The sequence below is a fragment of the Pseudomonas sp. P4_C8 genome (genome assembly GCF_056401975.1).
In genome coordinates, this window is record NZ_JBFUIH010000004.1 from 41,452 (window position 1) to 63,482 (window position 22,031).

At 57.8% G+C, this 22,031-nt stretch carries 18 protein-coding genes; 9 read left to right on the plus strand and 9 right to left on the minus strand.

The genetic code is table 11. The features are described from left to right. Nucleotides 1-72 precede the first annotated feature (72 nt). Entirely contained in the window at nucleotides 73-1,638 is a 1,566-nt protein-coding gene (gene ahpF / locus AC1DWM_RS03255) for an alkyl hydroperoxide reductase subunit F (protein ID WP_223513474.1), read from the plus strand. A gap of 177 nt (nucleotides 1,639-1,815) precedes the next feature. On the opposite strand, the gene gloA is transcribed toward ahpF, so the two are convergent. Continuing rightward, the gene (gene gloA / locus AC1DWM_RS03260) at nucleotides 1,816-2,337 is read right to left on the minus strand and encodes a lactoylglutathione lyase (RefSeq protein ID WP_223513477.1); all 522 of its coding nucleotides are present in this window, start codon (nucleotides 2,335-2,337) and stop codon (nucleotides 1,816-1,818) included. 145 nt (nucleotides 2,338-2,482) lie between these two features. On the opposite strand from gloA, the gene AC1DWM_RS03265 reads away from it, so the two are divergent. Beyond that, nucleotides 2,483-3,007 carry a DUF4946 domain-containing protein gene (locus AC1DWM_RS03265; protein WP_223513890.1) on the plus strand — a complete coding sequence of 175 codons (525 nt, stop codon included), beginning with the start codon at nucleotides 2,483-2,485 and terminating at the stop codon, nucleotides 3,005-3,007. A 178-nt stretch (nucleotides 3,008-3,185) separates the two neighbouring features. Here the strand turns inward: AC1DWM_RS03265 and AC1DWM_RS03270 are convergent, their stop codons facing one another. The 3 genes from AC1DWM_RS03270 to AC1DWM_RS03280 all read right to left on the minus strand — a co-directional run bounded on the left by AC1DWM_RS03270 (nucleotide 3,186) and on the right by AC1DWM_RS03280 (nucleotide 6,308). Then, nucleotides 3,186-3,551, minus strand: a complete 366-nt coding sequence (locus tag AC1DWM_RS03270; RefSeq protein WP_223513479.1) for a histone-like nucleoid-structuring protein, MvaT/MvaU family — start codon at nucleotides 3,549-3,551, stop codon at nucleotides 3,186-3,188. Between the two features lie 233 nt (nucleotides 3,552-3,784). Further along, nucleotides 3,785-5,320 (minus strand): EAL domain-containing protein, encoded by a 1,536-nt coding sequence (locus AC1DWM_RS03275; protein ID WP_223513481.1) that lies wholly within the window; start codon nucleotides 5,318-5,320, stop codon nucleotides 3,785-3,787. A 115-nt stretch (nucleotides 5,321-5,435) separates the two neighbouring features. Continuing rightward, nucleotides 5,436-6,308: a LysR family transcriptional regulator gene (locus AC1DWM_RS03280; RefSeq protein WP_477794610.1), complete on the minus strand. Its 873-nt coding sequence runs from the start codon at nucleotides 6,306-6,308 to the stop codon at nucleotides 5,436-5,438. A gap of 76 nt (nucleotides 6,309-6,384) precedes the next feature. Between AC1DWM_RS03280 and AC1DWM_RS03285 the strand changes: the two genes are divergently transcribed. Both AC1DWM_RS03285 and hppD read left to right on the plus strand, forming a co-directional pair. Further along, the gene (locus AC1DWM_RS03285) at nucleotides 6,385-7,323 is read left to right on the plus strand and encodes a DMT family transporter (protein ID WP_477794611.1); all 939 of its coding nucleotides are present in this window, start codon (nucleotides 6,385-6,387) and stop codon (nucleotides 7,321-7,323) included. A 262-nt stretch (nucleotides 7,324-7,585) separates the two neighbouring features. Continuing rightward, nucleotides 7,586-8,662 carry a 4-hydroxyphenylpyruvate dioxygenase gene (hppD, locus tag AC1DWM_RS03290; RefSeq protein ID WP_223513488.1) on the plus strand — a complete coding sequence of 359 codons (1,077 nt, stop codon included), beginning with the start codon at nucleotides 7,586-7,588 and terminating at the stop codon, nucleotides 8,660-8,662. A gap of 127 nt (nucleotides 8,663-8,789) precedes the next feature. On the opposite strand, the gene rarD is transcribed toward hppD, so the two are convergent. Together rarD and AC1DWM_RS03300 are read right to left on the minus strand one after the other, a co-directional pair. After that, complete coding sequence (gene rarD / locus AC1DWM_RS03295; RefSeq protein ID WP_223513491.1) at nucleotides 8,790-9,671, minus strand: EamA family transporter RarD; 882 nt, start codon at nucleotides 9,669-9,671, stop codon at nucleotides 8,790-8,792. A 194-nt stretch (nucleotides 9,672-9,865) separates the two neighbouring features. Next, a complete protein-coding gene (locus tag AC1DWM_RS03300; RefSeq protein ID WP_477794612.1) occupies nucleotides 9,866-10,879 on the minus strand; it encodes an aldo/keto reductase in 1,014 nt (337 codons plus the stop codon). A gap of 237 nt (nucleotides 10,880-11,116) precedes the next feature. Here AC1DWM_RS03300 and AC1DWM_RS03305 point away from each other — a divergent pair, with 237 nt between their 5' ends. Both AC1DWM_RS03305 and AC1DWM_RS03310 read left to right on the plus strand, forming a co-directional pair. Next, entirely contained in the window at nucleotides 11,117-13,003 is a 1,887-nt protein-coding gene (locus AC1DWM_RS03305; RefSeq protein ID WP_477794613.1) for an Ig-like domain-containing protein, read from the plus strand. A 662-nt stretch (nucleotides 13,004-13,665) separates the two neighbouring features. After that, nucleotides 13,666-14,025, plus strand: coding sequence for a DUF6124 family protein (locus tag AC1DWM_RS03310; RefSeq protein WP_223513499.1), 360 nt, complete (start codon nucleotides 13,666-13,668; stop codon nucleotides 14,023-14,025). A gap of 143 nt (nucleotides 14,026-14,168) precedes the next feature. Here AC1DWM_RS03310 and AC1DWM_RS03315 read toward each other — a convergent pair whose 3' ends face one another. Beyond that, nucleotides 14,169-15,479, minus strand: a complete 1,311-nt coding sequence (locus AC1DWM_RS03315) for an MFS transporter (RefSeq protein WP_223513503.1) — start codon at nucleotides 15,477-15,479, stop codon at nucleotides 14,169-14,171. Nucleotides 15,480-15,647: 168 nt separating this feature from the next. Here AC1DWM_RS03315 and AC1DWM_RS03320 point away from each other — a divergent pair, with 168 nt between their 5' ends. From AC1DWM_RS03320 to AC1DWM_RS03330, 3 genes are all read left to right on the plus strand, one after another. Continuing rightward, complete coding sequence (locus AC1DWM_RS03320) at nucleotides 15,648-16,760, plus strand: sugar diacid recognition domain-containing protein (protein ID WP_223513506.1); 1,113 nt, start codon at nucleotides 15,648-15,650, stop codon at nucleotides 16,758-16,760. 288 nt (nucleotides 16,761-17,048) lie between these two features. Then, complete coding sequence (locus tag AC1DWM_RS03325) at nucleotides 17,049-18,185, plus strand: glycerate kinase (protein ID WP_477794614.1); 1,137 nt, start codon at nucleotides 17,049-17,051, stop codon at nucleotides 18,183-18,185. 180 nt (nucleotides 18,186-18,365) lie between these two features. After that, a complete protein-coding gene (locus AC1DWM_RS03330; RefSeq protein WP_223513511.1) occupies nucleotides 18,366-19,553 on the plus strand; it encodes a pyridoxal phosphate-dependent aminotransferase in 1,188 nt (395 codons plus the stop codon). Nucleotides 19,554-19,680: 127 nt separating this feature from the next. On the opposite strand, the gene AC1DWM_RS03335 is transcribed toward AC1DWM_RS03330, so the two are convergent. Together AC1DWM_RS03335 and AC1DWM_RS03340 are read right to left on the minus strand one after the other, a co-directional pair. Continuing rightward, entirely contained in the window at nucleotides 19,681-20,658 is a 978-nt protein-coding gene (locus AC1DWM_RS03335; RefSeq protein ID WP_477794615.1) for a 2-hydroxyacid dehydrogenase, read from the minus strand. Between the two features lie 21 nt (nucleotides 20,659-20,679). Continuing rightward, nucleotides 20,680-21,978, minus strand: coding sequence for an MFS transporter (locus AC1DWM_RS03340; protein WP_223513526.1), 1,299 nt, complete (start codon nucleotides 21,976-21,978; stop codon nucleotides 20,680-20,682). Nucleotides 21,979-22,031: the final 53 nt, after the last annotated feature.

Genomic DNA, 22,031 nt, shown 5'->3' on the forward strand with positions numbered 1-22,031 from the left:
CGAGATTCGCTCGGGCGTTTTTTTATGTCTGCTTTTTAAGAAACCCGAAACAGAAGAAAGGAAATCGCTCGTATGTTGGACGCCAATCTTAAAGCCCAGTTGAAGTCGTACCTGGAACGGGTCACCCAACCGATAGAGATCGTTGCCTCCCTCGACGACGGTGCGAAATCCCAGGAAATGCTTGAACTGTTGAAAGACGTTTCCAGTCTTTCCACGCAAATTACCTTGCTCGATAACGGTGACGATGCACGCAAGCCATCGTTTTCGATCAATCGCCCGGGAGCCGACATCAGCCTGCGTTTCGCCGGCATCCCGATGGGCCACGAATTCACTTCGTTAGTGTTGGCTCTGCTGCAAGTCGGTGGACATCCTTCGAAGGCCAGTGCTGAAGTGATCGAACAGATTCGCTCACTTAAAGGCGAGTTCAGCTTCGAGACGTACTTCTCGCTGTCCTGCCAGAACTGCCCGGACGTCGTCCAGGCACTGAACTTGATGGCCGTATTGAACCCGAACATCCGCCACGTCGCTATCGACGGTGCGCTGTTCCAGGCTGAAGTCGATGAACGCCAGGTCATGGCGGTGCCAAGCATCTACCTGAATGGTGTGAATTTCGGTCAGGGGCGCATGGGCCTGGAAGAAATCCTCGCCAAGCTCGACACCGGTGGCATCGAGCGTCAAGCCGAGAAGCTCAGCGCCAAGGACGCCTTTGACGTGCTGGTCGTCGGTGGTGGCCCGGCCGGTGCTGCGGCGGCCATCTATGCGGCACGTAAAGGTATTCGCACTGGCGTGGCCGCGGAACGTTTTGGAGGGCAGGTACTTGACACCATGGCCATCGAAAACTTCATCTCCGTGCAGGAAACCGAAGGGCCGAAACTGGCCAGTGCCCTCGAAGAACACGTCAAGCAATACGACGTCGATATCATGAACCTGCAACGGGCCACCGCGCTGATTCCAGCGAAGAATCCGGGCGAGTTGCATGAGGTTCGGTTCGAAAGCGGCGCCACGCTGAAAACCAAGGCGCTGATTCTTGCCACTGGTGCGCGCTGGCGTGAAATGGGTGTGCCGGGCGAACAGCAATACAAAGCCAAGGGCGTATGTTTCTGTCCACACTGCGACGGTCCGCTGTTCAAGGGCAAGCGTGTGGCGGTGATCGGCGGCGGTAACTCCGGCGTTGAAGCGGCGATCGATCTGGCCGGTATCGTCAGCCACGTCACGTTGCTGGAATTCGACAGCAAGCTGCGCGCCGATGCCGTATTGCAACGCAAGTTGTTCAGCCTGCCTAACGTCAGCGTCATCACCAGCGCATTGACCAGTGAAGTGAAAGGTGATGGCCAGAAGGTGACAGGTCTGGTCTACAAAGACCGTGATTCAGGTGAGTTCAACACGATCAACCTCGAAGGCATCTTCGTGCAGATCGGTTTGCTGCCCAACACCGATTGGCTCAAGGGCACCATCGAGCTGTCGCCTCGTGGCGAGATCATTGTTGATACTCGCGGTGAAACCTCGATACCGGGCGTGTTCGCTGCCGGCGACGTGACCACCGTGCCGTACAAGCAGATCGTGATCGCCGTGGGCGAGGGTGCGAAGGCTTCCCTGAGCGCGTTCGATCACCTGATCCGGACCTCGGCCCCGGCGTAAACACCGACGCTGAAAACACAAAACCCCATGAGTGATCATGGGGTTTTTTTCTGCCTCACAAATCCCAGTGTGGGAGCGAGCCTGCTCGCGAAAGCGACGTGTCATTCAACAAAGATGTTGGCTGATACACCGCATTCGCGAGCAGGCTCGCTCCCACAGGGGGGTATATACCAGGGGTTAAAGCGGCGCGGGCTGGATGATCTCAACCCAGTACGCATCCGGGTCCTTGATGAAGGCCAGGCTCTTCATGCGCCCGTCATTCAAGCGCTTCTGGAAATCACACCCCAGTGCTTCAAAACGCTCGCACGCCGCGCGGATGTCCGGCACGGAAATGCAGATATGACCGAAGCCGCGCGGGTCGGTATTGCCGTTATGGTAGACGAAGTCCGGATCGTTCTCGGTGCCATGGTTGTGGGTCAGTTCGAGAATGCCGGGGATCGACTTCATCCACTCGGTGCGAGCAGCAGCGTCGGCCGGGATCTGGTTTTTGTCGACCAGGGCCAGGAAATACAGGCTGAATTCCGCTTCAGGGAAATCGCGTTTTTCCACCAGGGTGAAACCGAGGATGCGTGTGTAGAAATCCAGGGACTTGGTGATGTCCTTGACCCGAAGCATGGTGTGGTTGAAGACGAACTTCTGGGTCGCGGTATCAGGTTGGGCGGTGACACCTGGGAAAGTGTTCAATTCGTGCAGGCTCATGGGCCCTCCGGAAAATAAGTGGGGCTAACGAATGCGGACAATGATACGCAAGGCCTCAGACATCACCAAACCCAAACCGTCAGCTATTGCCTGACAGGCGGGCGAGGCTCAGACTTTACGGTTCAATTCGTGAGTGCTTATTGCAATGGTTCGATTCTGTAAATCGATGTTCGTCATGCTTGGCATCATGTTAGCGGTTGCCAGCGCTCATGCAGAGGCGCCACAGGTGACATGGCCAAGTGGCTGGGAAGTCGAAGCCCTCGCGCAGGAAGATGCTGGCGCTAAAGTGTCCCGCCAGCGCGCGGTCAAAAACGATCAAAGCGGCACGCCGGTGATGGTCATGGAATTGACCATGACTCAGGTGGAGAGCGGTCACCAGGTGGATGTGCAGGGCGTGCTGCTGGAAATGCGCAAAGCGGTGCAAAAGGACTTCTTTAAAAGCGGCTATCAAAGTGTCTGTAACAAGATTCATCCAGCGACACTGAGCCGCCTGTCGGCCCTGGAAACTACCTGCACCATTACCCAGAACGGACGACATGTGCTGTCGCAAACATTGGTTGCGGCGGTGGATGCCGATAACGCCTATGTTCTTTCGTACGCGGGGCAGGCCGAGGCTTATAAGGAAAGTCAGGTAGAAATTGAAGCGGTCCGTAACAGCTTGAAACTTTAGTGCCGGGATTTTACGTGGCGGCGGATTTGGCCGGGTTCCGACATTTTTAGATACCCAAAGGCACTAAACACTAAGTTAATCGGCAAGTTGCGAGTTGATCCTCCTCCAATCGTTGCATTTAGAGGGTATCCATAAAAAAAGCCCTGCATTGGCAGGGCTTTTTTATAACCGCTAGCTGTTAGCTGCGCAGCCAGGAATCAACAGTGGATGCACCGTATTGTTCCTTCCAGGCTTTCAGGCCGCGGTGGTTGCCACCCTTGGTTTCAATCAGTTCACCCGTGTGCGGGTTCTGATAGACCTTGACCACGCGAGCACGGCGGGTTTTAGGCGTTTTTGCTTGTTGCAGACCGGATTTTGCCGGGTTCGGATCGAGAATGGCGATGATGTCACGCAGGCTCTTGCCGTAGGTTTTCATCAGCCCCTGGAGCTTTTCTTCGAATTCGATTTCTTTCTTGAGCCCGGCATCATTCTTCAGCGATTCCAGCTGCTTGAGCTGTTCCTGAAGGGCCTTTTCAGCTGCACGAAATTCAGCGAGTCTGGACAATATCTTTACTCCAATAGTGTGTTTGGCTGATACCAACCGCAAACAAAGCTATAAGCCAAGAGCCTTGAAGCGACTCGGTGATAGTGGCTCACCTGCCAATTTTGCTCAGGCATGAAAAATTGTAGTAGTTAATTGGCCAAGAGTAAATCCTGACTTTTTCTTCATGTAACAACAGAAGTCTTTGGTTTCAATTTGGTGCGGGTTGTCGATGTCCCGTCGCTTAAAGTCACTAGTTAATGGTGGGTTAATGCGTTAACGAATTCTGCGCCGGGCATCGGTCGACCGTACAGATAACCTTGCAGGAAGTTCACGCCGTGGGCGCTCAGATAGTCACTTTGTTCTTGGGTTTCCACACCTTCGGCGACGATCCCCAGATCGAGCTTGGCTGAGAGCTCGATGATCGTGTCCAGAATGTGCCGCGAAAGGGCGTCGATGCCGATCATGGCAACAAAGCTCTGGTCGATTTTCAGGAAGTCAACATTGAACTGACGCAGATAACCCAGACTGGAGTGCCCGGTACCAAAGTCGTCAATCGCGATCATCACGCCAAGCGCATGAAGCTGTTCAAACAACTGAAGCGTAACGTCGCTCGGCTTGATCAGTTCGCGCTCGGTGAGTTCCAGTACCAGGTTGATGGAGCCGGGTGCGAAGGCGCTGAGAAACTCACGACAGTCTTTCACCAGTTTGAGGTCGTTGCAGTGATTGGCGGTGATGTTGATGCCGATGTGAAAGGGTTCACTGAACGAGGAAGAAACAGGGCCCAGCCATTGCGCGGCCTGTCGCATCAGTGAACGGGTCATGGGTACGATCAGTCCGGAATCTTCGGCAAACGGGATGAACATTTCAGGGCGTACCAGGCCTTCCTTCGGGTGTTTCCAGCGCATCAACACTTCGGTGCCAATCCACTTCTTTGTATCGCCATGCACGACCGGCTGAAAATATGGGACAAACTCTTGCGCAGCCAGGGCGCGCTGCATTTCGCGAGTAGGCGACCATGAGCGTTCTTGCAGGAAGTGCCCAATGGCGCCCGACACCACACCAAAAAAAATCAGCAGGCTGAACAGCGGCGGGTATTCGCTGGCCATGTAGCGCCAGGTTTCGCCCTCGGGGAAGCCGGCGGCGACGGTAAAGGCATAGCGCGAGGAAGAACGTTCCCTTTCGGCCACGGGCAAGGCGGGCAGGGCGCCTCCATGGACTTTGCCGTCGGCGGACAACCAGTTCGGGCCAACTCGCAGTAGCAGCAATGTGTTGCGACCAATCAGGCGCAGCACGGTACTTAAGTGGTAACCGTCCAGGATCGTCAGCGCGCCCTGTTTGCCCTCGCTCAGGCGGTACACCAGCACCGCCGTATCGGGGGTGACCGGGTTGCCACTCATGAGCAGCAGCCTGCCTTGTGCATAGTCGCCGGCAGTGATCTTCTCCTGGACCTCGCCGAACAAAGAGTTGCAATAAATGGTGTCGTCCCATACCAGACTGGCGGAGCGCACAAACGGGCGGCGCGTGACCTGTTCGCGCAGGGCCAGCTTGACGTCGTTGCAATTTTGGCCGGCCAGCGGCAGCAATTCGCGTGCGGACTGGGCCGTATTGTCGAGCATCAGTTCGAATTGGCGCAGGGCTTCGTCTGCGGTCAGCCGGTTGCTTTGCTTGAGAGCCCGTCCAGCCTGCATATAGAGAATGACGCAGCCCAATATCACCGGGAGTAGCCCACACAGAAGAGTCACAATAATACGGGTGTGCATCGGGCGACGGCTTTTGGCAGTCAACGGCATTCGCGAAACCTCTCACGAAAAAACACGGCTCTCAAATGCTGGCAGGACGACAACACGCCTCCCAAAAAGAGTTCAGGTAGTGGCCATGATAGTCGGCCCTGGGCACTTATGCCGCTCAACGGGCGTTCAAGCCGGTGGCCAATTTAACGAAGGCTAACGTGGCGGGTGACGACTGGCGCTGGTCAAGCACCGCCAGCCCGACCTGGCGAATGACGGCGGGCGACAGTGGTTTTTTCACATATCGGCGATTGTCGTCGTCAGGCAGCGAGCTTTCTGCGACGACAGTCAGCGCATCACCGCGGCCCACTGTGTCCAGCGTGCTGATCAATTGTGAGCAGCGATAACGGATGTTCGGTGTCAGACGGGCGGCGCTGAACAGGCGTGAGACCAGCTCCGAAGACCCGGCTTCGGTCAGCACGAACGGGTCGCTGCACAAGTCACTCAAGCTCAGACTGTCACGCCCCGCGAGCGCGTGATCAGCGGGAAGCAATGCAACCATCTGGTCTTCAATCAATGCAAAGGTGTCGAAGCGCTCTTCGGGCAGCACCACAAAGCCGATATCGATTCGCCGCTCTTGCAGCCATTGAATCACCTGGCGGTCCGGGCCTTCGTCAATGTGGACTTCAATGCCGGGGTGGGCCGCGCGGTAGTGTTGCAGGATCAGCGGTAACAGCCTGATCGACGAAGTCGGGCCAAACGAGCCGATGCGCAGCGTGCCGCGTTTCATCCCGCGCGCATCGGTGGCTTCCTGGCGCAAGGTGTTGGCGAGGCCGATCATTGCCCGGGCGCGCAATAACAACTGCTGACCGATGTCGCTCAGTTCGACTTGGGACTGATGCCGGCGCAGCAGTTCGACGCCGAGTTCCTGTTCCAGCGACTTGAGCGCGTGAGAAACCGCTGATTGGGAAATCCCCAAGCGATTGGCGGCCGCTGTGAAGCCGCGCAGTTCAGCGACCAGCGAGAAAATCTCGAGTTGTGTCAGGGTCATGAGTATTTACTCATTTTACGATGATCGTTCATTAGTCGAATGATACGTCATCTGCCTCAGCCGGTTTTGCGCTCCTATGACGATATTTGTCCAACCAACAACATCGGATACCCCGGTGTATCTGAAACTCGCCGCCGTCACCATGATCTGGGGCGGGACGTTTGTCGCCGGGCGGTTTCTGGCCGACAGCCTCAGCCCGTTGTTCGCTGCCAGTCTCAGGTTCTTGCTGGCCAGCGCGGCGCTGTTGCTGTTTCTGCTGCTGGCGCGAGTCCCTTTGTCCCGGCCCAACCTGCGGCAATGGCTGCAACTGGCGCTGCTGGGGTTCTTCGGGATTTTCTTTTACAACCTGTGCTTCTTTTATGGGCTGCATTACATCAATGCTTCGCGAGCGTCGTTGATCGTTGCGCTGAACCCGGCCGTGATCGGCCTCGCCTCGTGGTGGCTGTTCAAGGAGCGCTTGAGCCGGGCGAAGGTCTTCGGTATCGCGATCTGTATTGCCGGGGCGAGTGTGGTGATTGTCAGTCGTAATCCCCAGTCGTTGGTCGGAAATGTCGATGCCTGGATCGGTGACCTGCTGATTTTCGGCTGCGTGCTTGGCTGGGGGATTTACTCGCTGTTTTCCAAAGAGCTGAATCAGTCGTTGGGACCCGTGCAGACGGTGACGTATTCGATTCTGCTGGGCACAGTGATGCTCTGGGTGACCAGTGCCGTGCGCGGCGAACTGAGTGTCAGCGCGCTGATCAGCCTCGGTCCGCAACAATGGTTGAGCCTGCTGTACCTCGGGGTATTGGGCTCGGCGCTGGCCTACATTGGTTATTACGATGGCATCCGCCAGATCGGTGCGACGCGTTCAGGCGTGTTCATTGCCTTGAATCCGCTGACCGCCGTCATCCTCGGCGCACTGTTGCTGGGTGAGTCGTTGACGCCGGCGATGTGCCTTGGTGGTGTGCTGATTCTGTCGGGGATTTTCCTCTGCAACAAACCCCTTGCACGAGTAGGGAAAAAGGGGATTTGATACAGAAGGCGGACAAACCGTTTTACGCTGTGTAGAATCGGGTTACGCATACAATAATAAACGTCTTCTGGCAGCAGAAGCCTCGCCCGCAAGAGCCTTGGGTCGACAATGAAGAGTTTTGGGTTTCAATTGATCTACGGTGACTTCCTCGCCCGCAGCGTGCGGGGCATCTCCTGTGCGCCACCCGCCGGTCTCAGCATTGCTAGCAACTAACATTGGCTAATTTCAGCCGTTAATTCTAAAAGCATGATGAGGCGCCAAAATGGCAGATTTATACGAAAATCCAATGGGCTTGATGGGCTTTGAATTCATCGAATTCGCATCGCCGACCCCGAACACCCTGGAGCCGATCTTCCAGATCATGGGCTTCACCAAGGTCGCGACCCACCGCTCCAAAGACGTGCACCTGTATCGCCAGGGCGCGATCAACCTGATCCTCAACAACGAACCCAACAGCGTCGCTTCGTACTTCGCGGCCGAACATGGCCCGTCGGTGTGCGGCATGGCGTTCCGCGTCAAGGATTCGCAGCTCGCCTACAAGCGCGCGCTGGAGCTCGGCGCCCAGCCGATCCACATCGAAACCGGCCCGATGGAACTGCACCTGCCGGCGATCAAAGGCATTGGCGGCGCGCCGCTGTACCTGATCGACCGTTTTGGTGAAGGCAGCTCGATCTATGACATCGACTTCGTGTTCATCGAAGGCGTGGACCGTAACCCGGTCGGCGCCGGTCTGAAAATCATCGACCACCTGACCCACAACGTGTATCGCGGGCGCATGGCCTACTGGGCCAACTTCTACGAGAAGCTGTTCAACTTCCGCGAAATTCGCTACTTCGACATCAAGGGCGAATACACCGGCCTGACCTCCAAGGCCATGACCGCGCCGGACGGCATGATCCGCATCCCGCTGAACGAAGAATCGTCCAAGGGCGCCGGGCAGATCGAAGAGTTCCTGATGCAGTTCAACGGTGAAGGCATCCAGCACGTGGCCTTCCTCAGCGAAGACTTGATCAAGACCTGGGACCACCTGAAAAGCATCGGCATGCGCTTCATGACCGCGCCACCGGAAACCTATTACGAAATGCTCGAAGGCCGTTTGCCGAACCACGGCGAGCCGGTTGATCAACTGCAAGCACGCGGGATTCTGCTGGACGGTTCGTCCGAGTCGGGTGACAAGCGTCTGCTGCTGCAGATCTTCTCGGAAACCCTGATGGGGCCAGTGTTCTTCGAATTCATCCAGCGTAAAGGCGACGATGGCTTCGGCGAAGGCAACTTCAAGGCACTGTTTGAGTCGATCGAACGTGACCAGGTTCGTCGTGGCGTACTCGCCACCGATTAATCCGCTTCACCGCCAATAACTGTGGGAGCGAGCCTGCTCGCGATGGCGTCTTCAAATTCAACATCAATGTTGACTGACAGATAGCTATCGCGAGCAGGCTCACTCCCACATTTGTTTTGTGTTTGGCTTAAGGTCGGCGGTGCCGCATCAGGTGTTTGAAGCCTTCAAACACCAATACCACCACCGCCAACCAGATCGGAATATAAGTCAACCATTCCCCAGGCTTGATGCTTTCCCCCAGCAGCAATGCCACGCCCAGCAACAACACCGGCTCGACATAACTCAACAACCCGAAAAGGCTGAATGGCAACAACCGGCTGGCGATGATGTAGATCACCAACGCCGAAGCGCTGAGCACCCCGAGAATCGGGATCAACAGCGACAGCCACGGGTGTTGATCGAACACGCCGAACCCCTGCACACCACTCTGAACGAACCAGAAGGCCAGCGGCAGCGTCAATGCCATGTCCAGCCATAGCCCGCCAAGATTGTCCGTGGCAAGCCGTTTGCGCAGCACGAAATAGGTGGGGTAGCCGATGCACACCAGCAAGGTCGCCCAGGAAAAGCCACCGACCTGATACACCTCATTGGCCACGCCGAGGCAGGCGAAAAGCACAGCGATTTTTTGCAGATAGGACAGACGCTCGCCATAGGCGATTCGCCCGGTCAGCACCATCGTCAGCGGCAGCAGGAAATACCCGAGCGACACGTCCAGGCTGTAGCCGTTGAGCGGCGCCCACATGAACAGCCAGAGTTGCACACCGAGCAGGGCCGAAGAGGCGATCAGGGCGGCGATCAGTTTCGGATGCGCGGTGGCGCGCCGAACAATGTCGATCACCCGCGTCCATTCCCCGGACACCACCATGAACACGGTCATGCAGGGCACGGTCAACAACATCCGCCAGCCGAAAATTTCCACGCCGCTCAGGGGTGTGAGCAACGACGTGTAGTAATACATGACGGCAAACAGCACCGAGGCCGAAACCGATAAAGCGATACCTTTAGACAAACTGCCCTCGCGAGGTTGAACGTGAAACGGGGCGCAGAGGATACGTGGTTTTCGTATCAAATATTGTCCGATCGATAAACACCGATCGAATGTAGGAGCATGGCTTGCCCGCGATGGCATCTACTCGGTCTATCTGATGCACCGGGGTGCCTGCATCGCGGGCAAGCCATGCTCCCACAGTGGATTGTGTTTCTTCAGGTATTGCGCGGTTTACGACCTGACACAAAATGGCTCACATCATTAAACCCCGGTGTCGACGAATGCCCAGGCACCACCAGCGAATCAATAAACGCCTCGTCCTCAGCCGTAATCTTCACCGCTTGCGCCTTGGTATAGGCGTCCCACTGTTCCTCGGTACGCGGCCCGACAATGGCTGAAGTGACGGCGCTGTTGTTCAACACCCAGGCAATCGCAAACTCGACAATCCCCACGCCACGCTCCTGGGTGTACTGCTGGATTTGCTGGGCAATGCGCAACGATTCAACCCGCCATTCGGTTTCCAGAATGCGTTTGTCTGCACGCCCGGCACGGCTGTTGGCGTCCGGCTTCACGTCCGGCGCGTATTTACCGCTGAGCACACCCCGCGCCAACGGGCTGTAAGGCACCACGCCCAGCCCGTAATTTTGCGCCGCTGTCATCTGCTCGGTTTCCGCCTGACGGTTGACGATGTTGTACAGCGGCTGACTGATCACCGGCCGGTCTACGCCCAGTTGATCGGCCACCCGAATCACCTCGGCGATGCGCCAGCCACGGTAGTTCGACAAGCCCCAATAACGAACCTTGCCCTGACGAATCAAATCGCCCATCGCCGACACGGTCACTTCCAGCGGCGTGTTGTGATCTTCGCGGTGCAGGTAATAGATGTCGAGGTAGTCGGTGCCCAAACGCGTCAGGCTGGCCTCGATGCCATTAAAGATGTGCTTGCGGCTCAGGCCGCTACGATTCGGCACCCCGTCCACCGGACCGAAGCCCACTTTGGTTGCCAGCACCCATTCGTGGCGATTGCGGGCAATCGCCTCGCCGACGATTTCTTCTGAACGACCGCCGGTATAAACGTCGGCGGTGTCTATGAAATTGATGCCCTGGTCCCAGGCCTTGTCGATGATCCGCAGGGAATCTTCGGTGCTGGTCTGTTCGCCGAACATCATGGTGCCCAGGGTCAGGGTAGAGACCTGTAAACCCGAATGACCCAGTGTGCGATAGCTCATGAGGAAATCCTTTTACGAGTGGGAAAGGCTCAATCAAATACCAGAACCCCTGCGCGGGGCAATCCGATTTGTTAGCGGGCAGCTTGCGATGTTGCGCCGAGCGACCGCGGGCGGCAGCGTCTAACCGCTTGTCGCTACTGTCAGATATGACAGTAGGCGCAGGGTGGTTAATCAGATTTGATGCAACCCAATGGTTTGGAAAAGGCCGCCATTGTCATTCGTAGCCGGAGAATTGTGATGAGCACAGAACAACTTGATGAAGGGGGCCCCGAGAATGCTGTATTAGTGCTGTTTCCACCGGATCTAGTGGACAGCAACAAGTCAGTTGCGGGTGCGGATTGTGGTTTGGCCATCAATTTTTATGAGCTGACACCCATGGGGGCGAAAGTGAGAGTTGATCCTTACTTGAATCAAGCGCCGCTGGATAAAGTTTTCATCCATTTGAACGGCGAACTGAACATTGCCAGCGCACAAACGCAGTCCACAGATGATGCCGTCACGCTGTATATCCCGAAAAACAAATTGAAGGCCGATCCCCCTGGCTTCATCAACACACTGACCTATAGCGTAATCCGAGGCAGCGACAATGAGGGCACTTCAGAACCACCGCTCGGGATCTTGTACAACGATATCCGTCCCGGCATTGAGGACCGTATCCACGGTGACGACGGACACTCCGAACTAAAGCTGATCTTGCCTCAAGATGTGCTGGAGGACGGTATAGACGCAGACCGTGCGGCGCAGGGCGTGCATGTTTGTTTTGCTTATCCTTATTGCCGGCCCTACGACAGAATTCGGTTGAACTGCAATGGTCAAGACGTTTACCGCGATGTGACAGCCAATGAAGCACCCTCCGCTCCTACCACGGAACCGACCAGAATTTGCCTCACGCTCGACAAGGCCGTTTTCGAACGTGCCGGCGATCATCCACAGTTCGTTTTTAACTTTACGGTTTACGATCAGATAGGAAACGGCGCAGACCCGGATGCGCCATGGTCGGCATCAACGTTGGTAGAGGTTGATCTGAACGGCATACGTTTAGTCGCGCCCGATGTCGCCGAAGACCCGGATGACCCCAACGACGTGCCGGACACCATCGACCTCAACAAACTGGGTAGCAAAGACCTGACCGTGCAGGTACACGCGTTCTCACCGGTATGGAGCGTCGAGGACACCATTCGCGTGAAATACATCGCGACCCCTTACGCAGGGGGAACAGCGGTAGAGCACAGCGTCGAAACGACAGTTAGCCGGATTCCCTTCACCTACAAGTTGATGATCCCCAACGCCAAGGTCATTGCGGATAGCCAAGTGAAGGTGACGTATGAACAAATTCGAGGCGGGGCGGTTATTGCAAAATCCAAAGCCGCCAGGGCGCGAGTTATTTTGGCACCGGTGATTACGTCGGTAAAAAATTCGGCGGGTGGTGAACTAGAAAATGGCGGAGATGTTTCTGACAATAAAGTCATGTTGATGGGCTCTGCGCTTGCAGGCGCTACCTTGCGGATTTTCGATGGTGAGACGTTCATACAGGAAGTTTCAACGGGCACGAACTATAAATGGCAGAGCACGTTAATCCCCATTGCTGTGGGGCCGCATAGTTTCACCGCGCGCGAAAAAAACGGTGAGCTGCTTGTCTCTGAGCCTTGGGCCGTTGAGCGGCTGGCTTTCTCTATCGACCGTACTCAAATGAACTTGAACGGGTTCTCGGTCAAGATTCCGCAATGGCCGAAGACTGGAGAGGACTCGGTGGGTAACACCGCCACCCGTATCCCTGTCGGAGGAGTTCCACGTTACGAGTATGCGTCGTCTGATCCGTCCACTGCTCCTGTGACCGCGACAGGAAAAGTCACCGGCCTTAAAAACGGGGTGACTACTATTTATGTAACAGACCAGGAAGGCACAACGCTTACTTATTTGGTGGCAGTCACCAATGTTTATCGATTAGAGATTAGTGATGAATTGTTGGATTCTATTGAGGCCGAAAGCTGGAAGTATTCTCTGCAGGGATTCACAGCGTTCAATTACTCATTTTTACAAGATATTTTTTGGTATACGTTGTTCCTCCGCGCTCAGATCGTGTCTGGACGTGTCATTACAATGAAGGATTTTCGGTTCTCCTAGGTCCAGATAATGTATTTGGCGCATCAGTGGCGGGGCATATCAAACGTGAGTCATGGTGCCTTTTAGACTTTTGAGCCAATAGGCGGAAAGTATTAGTCGAGATTCAAAGATGCATAAAGTGTGATCTGTTAATTAAGACTTAAGGGGGGGATCTATTTATTCGTTGGGGTAGCAATCGGCATATCAGCTCAATGGGGGAGCCTGTGTAGGAGTGAGCCTGCTCGCGATGGCGGTGGGTCATTCACAGTGATGTTGACTGACACGACCTCAACGCGAGCAGGCTCACTCCTACAGTGGATCGGTGGTAATAAACGGCAATGTTTAAGTGCTCAGGTTGGGTGGGGTTGGAGGCTACATAACCTTGCGCCATTGCCTACGACTGCGCCAGAATCCGCCGGCTTGTGCGCCTTGGGCCTGGGCTCTATCGTTTGCTCGTCGCTGAAAAACAGCGATCGGGTTTGGTAGCCCGGTTACCTGTCGCTACATGCACATAATGCAGAGATTCATTTCGTCCTCTGTATTTATGGCGGTCATGCGCAGGGCATCCTCGGATGCGCCGGGTCTTGCACCAGGTAACCGGTCTACCAACCTGCGTATGGCCGCCACCCATCGTTTGGTAGCGAGGGTGATGGCTCCTTAATGTCTTACCTGGAGCATCATCTATGTTCAAAATTACACCCAACCCACCAGAACCCGACGACGTTTCCCCTTACGAATCCACCGATCCCAAAAAACTCAACAACGCCGCCGACCGCGCCCTCGATTACTACCTCAAACCGGTCATCCCCAAAGACACTCCCCGCAAACCCAGCACCATCTACTTCGTCGGCCCCGACACCGACAACGAAACCCTGCTGGTCAACGCCTGTGAGTCGTTGGCGTCAGCGAGTGTGATGTTGAGTGATTTCGCGGGGCAACTGAACGGTACACAGCGCCACACCCTGCTGGGCATTCAACATTCCGTCATGCTGGGTGAATTGGCGGTGAACCGGATGCTGGATAACGTCGACCCGCACGGCTAAACCGGCCTCAAAGTGATCGTTCCCCCGCTCCGCGTGGGAATGCCTCAAGGGACGCTCTGCGTCCCAGCTTTGAAGAGGGACGCGGAGCGTCCGGGGCTGCATTCCCACGCGGAGCGGGGGAACGATCAGGGGCAGCGGCTAAATTACACCCGTAACGTCCGCGTCATGCGCAACGCCAGCAAGCTGCCACACACAATCACGCCCGCCAGCAAATACAACGCCGCATCGGTCGAACCGGTGCTGTCCTTGACCCAACCCACAAGGTAAGGGCTAAGGAAACCCGCCATCTGCCCCATGGAGTTGATCAACGCCAAACCACCCGCCGCCGCACCCGCGCTCAGCAGCGCCGTCGGCACCGGCCAGAACATTGGCAAACCGGTAAGGGCGCCCATGGTGGCGATGGTCAGGCCGAGAATCGCAATGGCCGGCGTCGTCGCAAAGTTCACCGCGATCAGCAGACCCACCGCGCCCATCAGCATCGGCACCACCAAATGCCAGCGGCGTTCTTTGCGCAGGTCTGCCGAGCGGCCGACCATCAACATGAACACCGCCGCCAGCAAGTACGGGATCGCACTCAACCAACCGATCACCAGGTTATCACTGAAGCCCAGGTTCTTGATGATCGACGGCAGCCAGAAGTTGATCGCGTACACACCGCTCTGGATGCAGAAGTAGATCAGGCCGAACGCCCAGATCGCCGGGTTCTTGAACACCGCCAACAGCGAGTCGGTGGTGGTTTTCGGCTTGTTGGCCAGGTCTTCAGCGTGATCCTCTTCCAGCACCGAGCGCTCAAACGGGGTCAGCCATTTGGCGTTGGCATAGCTATCGCTCAGCAGGAAATAGGCGAGGGCACCAAGGATGACGGTCGGAATGCCTTGCAACAAAAACATCCATTGCCAACCCGCCAGACCCGCCTGGCCTGCGCCAAAGTGATTGAGGATCCAGCCGGAAAACGGGCTGCCGAGCAGGCCGGACACCGGAATCGCCGACATGAACAGCGCCATGATGCGGCCACGGCGGAAGGTCGGGAACCACTGCGAGAGATACAGCACCACGCCCGGGAAGAACCCGGCTTCCGCCGCACCGGTGAACAGGCGCAAGGTGTAGAACTCGGTCGGGGTGGTGACGAACAACAGGCAGGTCGAGAGAGAACCCCAGACGATCATCATCAACGCGATCCAGCGTCGCGGGCCGAACTTGGTCAGAGCCAGGTTGCTCGGCACGCCGCACAGCACGTAGCCGATAAAGAAGATCCCGGCACCGAGGCCGTACACGGTTTCGCTGAATTTCAGTGCGTCGAGCATCTGCAGCTTGGCAAATCCAACGTTCACCCGGTCGAGGTAGTTGAACAGGTAGCAGATGAAGATGAAGGGGATCAAACGCAGGGTAATGCGCTTGTAGACGGCGTTTTTCTCGTCAACGATGGCCTGGGTAGCGGCGGCGCTCTGTGACATGGCGGCTCTCTCTTTATTATGATTTTTTGCGATGCAAGGGTAACGTTGATCGCCCAGAGAGTCTCAGCCACGCTCCTGCTTGTTGTCTTTGTGCCTGAGCACAGGGTTTTAGACCCAGGCCTGTGCGGGTGAACAACCCGTCCCACCTCGTTTTCAAGGACCCCCGTAATGTTCGAACTCGATCACGACCTGGCCCAGGACATTGTCGACCGGGCGATGGCCATCCTGCCCTACAACGTCAACGTCATGGACAGTCAGGGGTTGATTCTCGGCAGCGGCGAGCCAGAGCGCATCAACACCCGCCATGAAGGCGCGCAACTGGTGCTGGCCAACGGTCGGGTGGTGGAGATCGACGCGCAGACGGCGATTCATCTCAAAGGCGTACAGCCGGGAATTAACCTGCCGCTGCTGCTCGATGGGCGCTTGATTGGTGTGCTTGGCATTACCGGCGAACCCGAGCAGTTGCGCACCTATGCAGAGTTGGTGCGAATGACCGCGGAGATGCTGGTCGGCCAGCGCAATCAACAGGCCGAGCAGCAATGGCGGCGCCAGCGTTGCGATGATCTGCTGGCGTTGCTGCTGAGCGAGGCGGGGGATTCGCCACGATTGCTCGACGAAGCGCAGCAGTTGGGGCTCAAGCCGCAGATGACGCGAGTGCCGTATCTGTTTGAGTTGGGCATGGAACACGGCCCGGCGCAAACCGTTGAAGCGCTGAGTACCTGGCTGACCTCGCGTTACCCGGACAGTTGGTGCGTGAGTTCCGCTAAGTCGTCCTTGCTGTGGTGCCGGCCGGCCTCGCAAACTATCGAAAATGAACGGCTGCTGGAAAAACTCGACGGCCTCGGCTGGAACATTTTGCGCATTGCCGTGGGCGGGCAGGCCGAGGGATTGTCGGGGCTGCGGCGCTGCTACCGCCGTGTCGGCGACTTGCTGGCATACGGGCGCGATGTGTTGCCGCGTTCGCGCTTGCTGACGCTCACCCGTTACCGATTACCGGTGATGCTCTGGCGGCATCGCAACGACGATGCGCTGGACGAATTGCTTAAACCGCTGCGCAAAGTCATCGCCAAGGACGGCAACGGCCAACTGTTGGCGACCTTGCGCAGTTGGTGTGATCACGATGGGCAGAGCCAGGCGTGTGCCGATGCGCTGGGGATTCATCGCAACAGCTTGCGGTATCGGATGGAGCGGATTGCCGAGCTGAGTGGGGTTGATCCACTCAAGCTGGATGGGATGCTTGCGCTCTATCTTGGCGTCCAACTCCTGCCGCAATCAGACTGACCGAACACCCGTCCCGTAGCAGCTGCCGAGCCCGCGAGGCTGCGTTCGGCTGCGCAGCAGTCGTAAAATAATGCACTGCGGTGTGTCAGGGAAATTGTGCTTGCCGGGGTTACGACGGCTTCGCCGCCGAACGCAACCTCGCGGGCTCGGCAGCTGCTACAACAAGTGTGTAGGTCGGTAGGATTTTGTGAAAATGAACAATAAACGCCATGCCCCCTTGTGCAGCGGACTGGCGTTATTGTCCGGGGCTAATGGCAGCATGGAACGCATTGGAACTGGAGAATTCGCATGAAAATTGTCATCGCCCCCGATTCGTTCAAGGACAGCCTCAGCGCCCAAGGCGTGGCCGACGCTATTGCGCTGGGTCTGGCAGACGTCTGGCCTGATGCGCAACTGCTCAAGTGCCCGATGGCCGACGGCGGCGAAGGCACGGTCGAGTCGATTCTGGCGGCGTGTGAGGGCGAATTGCGCCGCACCAATGTGCGCGGTCCGCTCGGTGCTACGGTCAATGCCGCATGGGGTTGGCTGCCGCACAACCACACCGCGATCATCGAAATGGCCGAGGCCAGTGGCTTGCAATTGGTGCCGCCGGGCAAGCGCGATGCATGCGTCAGCAGCACCTTCGGTACCGGCGAACTGATTCGCGCGGCCCTCGACGCCGGGGCGCAACGGGTGATTCTGGCGATTGGCGGCAGCGCTACCAACGATGGCGGCGCCGGGGCGATGCAGGCACTGGGCATCAAATTGCTGGATGCGCAGGGGCAAACCGTGGCGCCGGGCGGTTTGGCGTTGGCGCAACTGGATCGCATCGATCTCAGTGACTTCGACCCACGTCTGGCCGAGGTGCGCTTCGACATCGCTGCCGACGTTAACAATCCACTTTGCGGGCCTCACGGCGCTTCAGCCATTTTCGGCCCACAAAAAGGCGCATTGCCCGAGCAAGTGCAGCAACTGGATAACGCGCTTGGGCACTTTGCCGATCTGTGCGCCCATGCGTTGGGTCACGACGTAAAGGATGAACCGGGCAGCGGCGCGGCGGGCGGTCTGGGTTTTGCCGCGAAGGCATTTCTCGGCGCGCAATTTCAGGCTGGCGTGGAAGTGGTTGCCGAACTGGTCGGTTTGGCGGAAGCGGTGCAGGGTGCTGACCTGGTGATCACTGGCGAAGGGCGATTCGATGCCCAGACCTTGCGTGGCAAGACGCCGTTCGGCGTGGCGCGCATTGCCTGGCAGCACGGCGTGCCGGTGATCGTGATCGCCGGCACCTTGGGCGAGGGTTATCAGGCGTTGTACGAACACGGCATCGATGCCGCGTTTGCCTTGGCGAGCGGGCCGATGACGCTGGAACAGGCGTGCGCTGAAGCGCCACGATTGTTGCGTGATCGCGCCAGTGACATCGCACGGGTCTGGCGAATCGCCAAAGCCTGACGCAAAACTCGTAGCAGCTGCCGAGCCTGCGAGGCTGCGTCCGACTGCGCAGCAGTCGCAGGATTTAAACCGCCGCCCATGAACTGTCGCGTCTGGCAGTGGATTTGAATGCCAGGGTGGCGCGTTTCGTGATTTGAGATAGGGTGATGGCTGGGAGTCCGCGCACGACAGGAGAATCACATGCGCTATTCAGCCTTGACCAAACGAATTGCCGGAGACGGAGCGGCAGCCTGGCAGATTCATGACCGAGCGCTGGAAATGCGCGAGCAGGGTGTCGATGTCTTGCTGCTGTCGATTGGTGATCCAGACTTCGACACGCCACAACCCATTGTCCAGGCCGCCATCGACAGCTTGCAGGCCGGCGACACCCATTACCCGGAGGTGCGCGGCAGTCGAGGGTTGCGCAGCAGCATTGCGCGGCGCCATCGCCAGCGCAGTGGTCAGGGCGTGGACGCTGACCATGTCATTGTGTTTCCGGGGGCGCAATGCGCGGTGTACTCGGTCGCGCAATGCCTGCTCGATCCGGGCGATGAAGTGATCGTCGCCGAGCCGATGTACGTGACCTATGAGGGCGTGTTCGGCGCCTGCGCCGCCAAAGTGGTGCCGGTCGCGGTGCGTCCGGAGAACGGCTTTCGTGTCGATCCGGCGGATGTCGCGGCACTGATTACCCCGAGAACCCGGGTCATCCTGCTCAACAGTCCGAACAATCCGTCCGGCGCCAGTTTGCCGCTACACACTTGGCAAGCGCTCGCCGAATTGTGCCTGCGCCATGACCTGTGGCTGATCAGCGATGAGGTCTACAGCGACCTGTTGTTCGAGGGCGAGCACACCAGCCCGGCGAGTCTGCCGGGCATGGCCGAGCGCACGGCGACCATCAACAGCTTGTCCAAGTCCCACGCCATGAGCGGTTGGCGGGTCGGCTGGGTGATTGGCCCGAAAGCCATGGCCGAGCATCTGGTAAATCTGTCGTTGTGCATGCTGTTCGGGATTCCGGACTTCATTCAGAACGCGGCGCAATTGGCGCTGGATCAAAACCTGCCGGAAGTGGCGTTGATGCGCGAGGAATATCGCCAGCGCCGGGATCTGGTGTGCGCGCGGTTGAGCGGTTGTCCCGGCATCAGGCCTGTCCGGCCAGATGGCGGGATGTTTGTGATGGTTGATGTACGCCAGACCGGGCTGGGTGCCCAGGGGTTTGCCGAGCGGTTGCTGGAGGGCTATGGCGTATCAGTGCTGGCGGGGGAGGCGTTCGGGCCGAGCGCGGCGGGGCATATCCGGATAGGGTTGGTGGTGGATCAGGTGCAACTGGCGGATGCGTGTCGAAGAATCGCGTTATGTGCGGCGGATCTTCTCGATGCGCGCCGGGCCTGAAAATTTGCGCTGAGTTTGATGGCCCTTTCGCGAGCAGGCTCGCTCCCACATTGGATTTTGTGAACGCCACAGGTCCAGTGTGGGAGCGAGCCTGCTCGCGAAGGCGGATTAACAAACGCTGATTAACTCAGCCTTGCCACGCCGATGCATTCACCAAATTCTTCGGCCGCTTTCCAGCCAACGCCATCAGCAAATTATCCACCGCGCACGTGGCCATCGCCTCTCGCGTCTCATGCGTCGCCGACCCCATGTGCGGCGTCGCGACCACGTTGTTCAACGTCAACAGCGGCGAATCCGTGTCAAGCGGCTCGCGCTCAAACACATCCAGCCCCGCCCCCCGAATCTGCCCCGCCCGCAGCGCTTCAATCAGCGCCGCTTCGTCCACCACCTTGCCCCGGGAAATGTTGATGAAAATGCTCTCCGGGCGCATCAAGGCGAACTCTTCAGCGCCGATCAACCCTTCGGTTTCAGCCGTCAGCGGTAAGGTCAGGCAAATGAAATCCGCCTGCTGCAACAACTCCGGCAGGCTTCTGTACTGCGCATTGAAACGCTGTTCCACCGCCGGTTTCGCCGAATGGCTGTGATAGATCACCGGCATGCCAAACCCGAAATGCCCGCGCTGCGCCAAGGCTTCGCCGATGCGTCCCATGCCGATGATGCCCAGCGTCTTGCCATGCACATCGGTGCCGAAATGCGCCGGGCCGATGTTGCGTTTCCACTGGCCGCTGCGAACCATGTTCGCCAGTTCCACCACACGCCGGGCGGTCGCCAGAATCAGTGCGAAACCGGTGTCCGCGGTCGTTTCAGTCAGCACGTCGGGGGTGTTGCTGAGCAGGATGCGGCGCTCGGTGAGGTAATCGATGTCGTAGTTGTCGACGCCGACGGAGACGCTGGCGATGGCTTCGAGATTCGGCGCAAGGTCCAACAACTCCGCGTCCAGTTTCAGACTCGCCCCGAGCAAGCCGTGGGCGCGGGGCAGGGCCTCACGCAATTGCGCGAGGCCCTCCGGGTTGAGGTTGTCGATCAGCGTCACCTCGGTGTGCTCATGCAGGCGAGCCATGAGCAGCGGCGAGAGTTTCTTGTACAGCACAACCTGCTTTTTCATCGTCATGTTCTCAATTTCAATTCAAGGGTGAGCAGTCGCTGGACGTTGCGCAGCTGCCTTTTCCACAACCCGGTCACTGGCACCGGGCTTGAGGAAAATCGTCAGCACTACCGAGAGCATCAACGCGCCGCTCATCAGCAAATACGAAGCGCCCGGCGATCCGGTGCTGCTGTTCAAGTAGCCCACCAGATATGAGCCGCCAAACGAACCCAGCGCGCCCATGCTGTTGATTAGCGCCATGGCGCCCCCGGCGACATTGGCCGGAAGAATCTCCGGGATGATCGCGAAAAACGGCCCGTAAGGCGCATACATGCAGGCGCCGGCAATCACCAGCAGGGTGTAGGACCACCAGAAATGTTCGGCGCCCAACGCGTAAGAGCCGTAGAACGCGATGGAGGCGATCAGCAGCGGCGGCCAGACGAAGCGTTTGCGCTTCTGCAATTTGTCCGAGCCCCAGGACACCAGCAGCATGCCAATCACGGCGGCCAGATACGGCAACGCCGACAGCCAACCCGCCTCGATCATGTCCATCTGCGCGCCGGCCTTGAGGATCGACGGCAGCCACAACACGAAACCGTAAACCCCAATGCTCCAGCAGAAAAACTGCAAGGCGAGGATGATCACTTTCGGCGAGCGAAAGGCTTCGGCGTAGTTCTTCACCGCTTTGATGCCGACCTGTTCGGCGGCGAGGGCGCTTTCCAGGTCCTGCTTCTCTTGATCGCTGAGCCACGTGGCTTGTGCCGGACGGTCATCGGCCAGCCGCCACCAGATAAACGCCCAGAGTACCGCCGGCAACCCTTCGATGATGAACATCCAGCGCCAGCTGAAATGCTGCACCAGATAACCCGACACCACCGACATCCAGAGCATGGTCACCGGGTTGCCGAGGATCAGGAAGGTGTTGGCGCGCGAGCGTTCGGCACGGGTAAACCAGTGACACAGATAGATCAGCATCGCCGGCATGACCGCGGCTTCGACCACGCCGAGCATGAAGCGGATGACGATTAGCCAGTAGGCGTTGGAGACGATCCCGGTCAGCGTCGCGAGGCCGCCCCAGAGAATCAGGCTGACGAAAATCAGCTTCTTGACGCTGTGCTTCTGCGCATAAATCGCGCCCGGCACCTGAAAGAAAAAGTAACCGAGAAAGAACAGCGCGCCGAGCATCGACGACAGGCCGGGCGTGATCATCAGGTCGGCGGCCATGCCCGAGGCAGCGGCGAACCCGTAGTTGGCGCGATCCAGATACGCCAGGCTATAGGTGATGAACACGATGGGCATGATGTACCACCAGCGGCGGGTGGGGAGTGAAGCTGTTTTCATGATGGTGCTCCTGAGCTTGTTGTTTTTGTCGCAGCAGGTAACGGTTTAAATCT

What these genes read in the sequence shown, in the direction of transcription:
- ahpF (WP_223513474.1), top strand. Translation starts at nt 73, where the DNA reads ATGTTGGACGCCAATCTTAAAGCCCAGTTGAAGTCGTACCTGGAACGG.
- gloA (WP_223513477.1), bottom strand. Translation starts at nt 2,337, where the DNA reads ATGAGCCTGCACGAATTGAACACTTTCCCAGGTGTCACCGCCCAACCT.
- AC1DWM_RS03265 (WP_223513890.1), top strand. Translation starts at nt 2,483, where the DNA reads ATGGTTCGATTCTGTAAATCGATGTTCGTCATGCTTGGCATCATGTTA.
- AC1DWM_RS03275 (WP_223513481.1), bottom strand. Translation starts at nt 5,320, where the DNA reads ATGCCGTTGACTGCCAAAAGCCGTCGCCCGATGCACACCCGTATTATT.
- AC1DWM_RS03280 (WP_477794610.1), bottom strand. Translation starts at nt 6,308, where the DNA reads ATGACCCTGACACAACTCGAGATTTTCTCGCTGGTCGCTGAACTGCGC.
- AC1DWM_RS03285 (WP_477794611.1), top strand. Translation starts at nt 6,385, where the DNA reads ATGACGATATTTGTCCAACCAACAACATCGGATACCCCGGTGTATCTG.
- hppD (WP_223513488.1), top strand. Translation starts at nt 7,586, where the DNA reads ATGGCAGATTTATACGAAAATCCAATGGGCTTGATGGGCTTTGAATTC.
- AC1DWM_RS03300 (WP_477794612.1), bottom strand. Translation starts at nt 10,879, where the DNA reads ATGAGCTATCGCACACTGGGTCATTCGGGTTTACAGGTCTCTACCCTG.
- AC1DWM_RS03305 (WP_477794613.1), top strand. Translation starts at nt 11,117, where the DNA reads ATGAGCACAGAACAACTTGATGAAGGGGGCCCCGAGAATGCTGTATTA.
- AC1DWM_RS03310 (WP_223513499.1), top strand. Translation starts at nt 13,666, where the DNA reads ATGTTCAAAATTACACCCAACCCACCAGAACCCGACGACGTTTCCCCT.
- AC1DWM_RS03315 (WP_223513503.1), bottom strand. Translation starts at nt 15,479, where the DNA reads ATGTCACAGAGCGCCGCCGCTACCCAGGCCATCGTTGACGAGAAAAAC.
- AC1DWM_RS03320 (WP_223513506.1), top strand. Translation starts at nt 15,648, where the DNA reads ATGTTCGAACTCGATCACGACCTGGCCCAGGACATTGTCGACCGGGCG.
- AC1DWM_RS03325 (WP_477794614.1), top strand. Translation starts at nt 17,049, where the DNA reads ATGAAAATTGTCATCGCCCCCGATTCGTTCAAGGACAGCCTCAGCGCC.
- AC1DWM_RS03330 (WP_223513511.1), top strand. Translation starts at nt 18,366, where the DNA reads ATGCGCTATTCAGCCTTGACCAAACGAATTGCCGGAGACGGAGCGGCA.
- AC1DWM_RS03335 (WP_477794615.1), bottom strand. Translation starts at nt 20,658, where the DNA reads ATGAAAAAGCAGGTTGTGCTGTACAAGAAACTCTCGCCGCTGCTCATG.
- AC1DWM_RS03340 (WP_223513526.1), bottom strand. Translation starts at nt 21,978, where the DNA reads ATGAAAACAGCTTCACTCCCCACCCGCCGCTGGTGGTACATCATGCCC.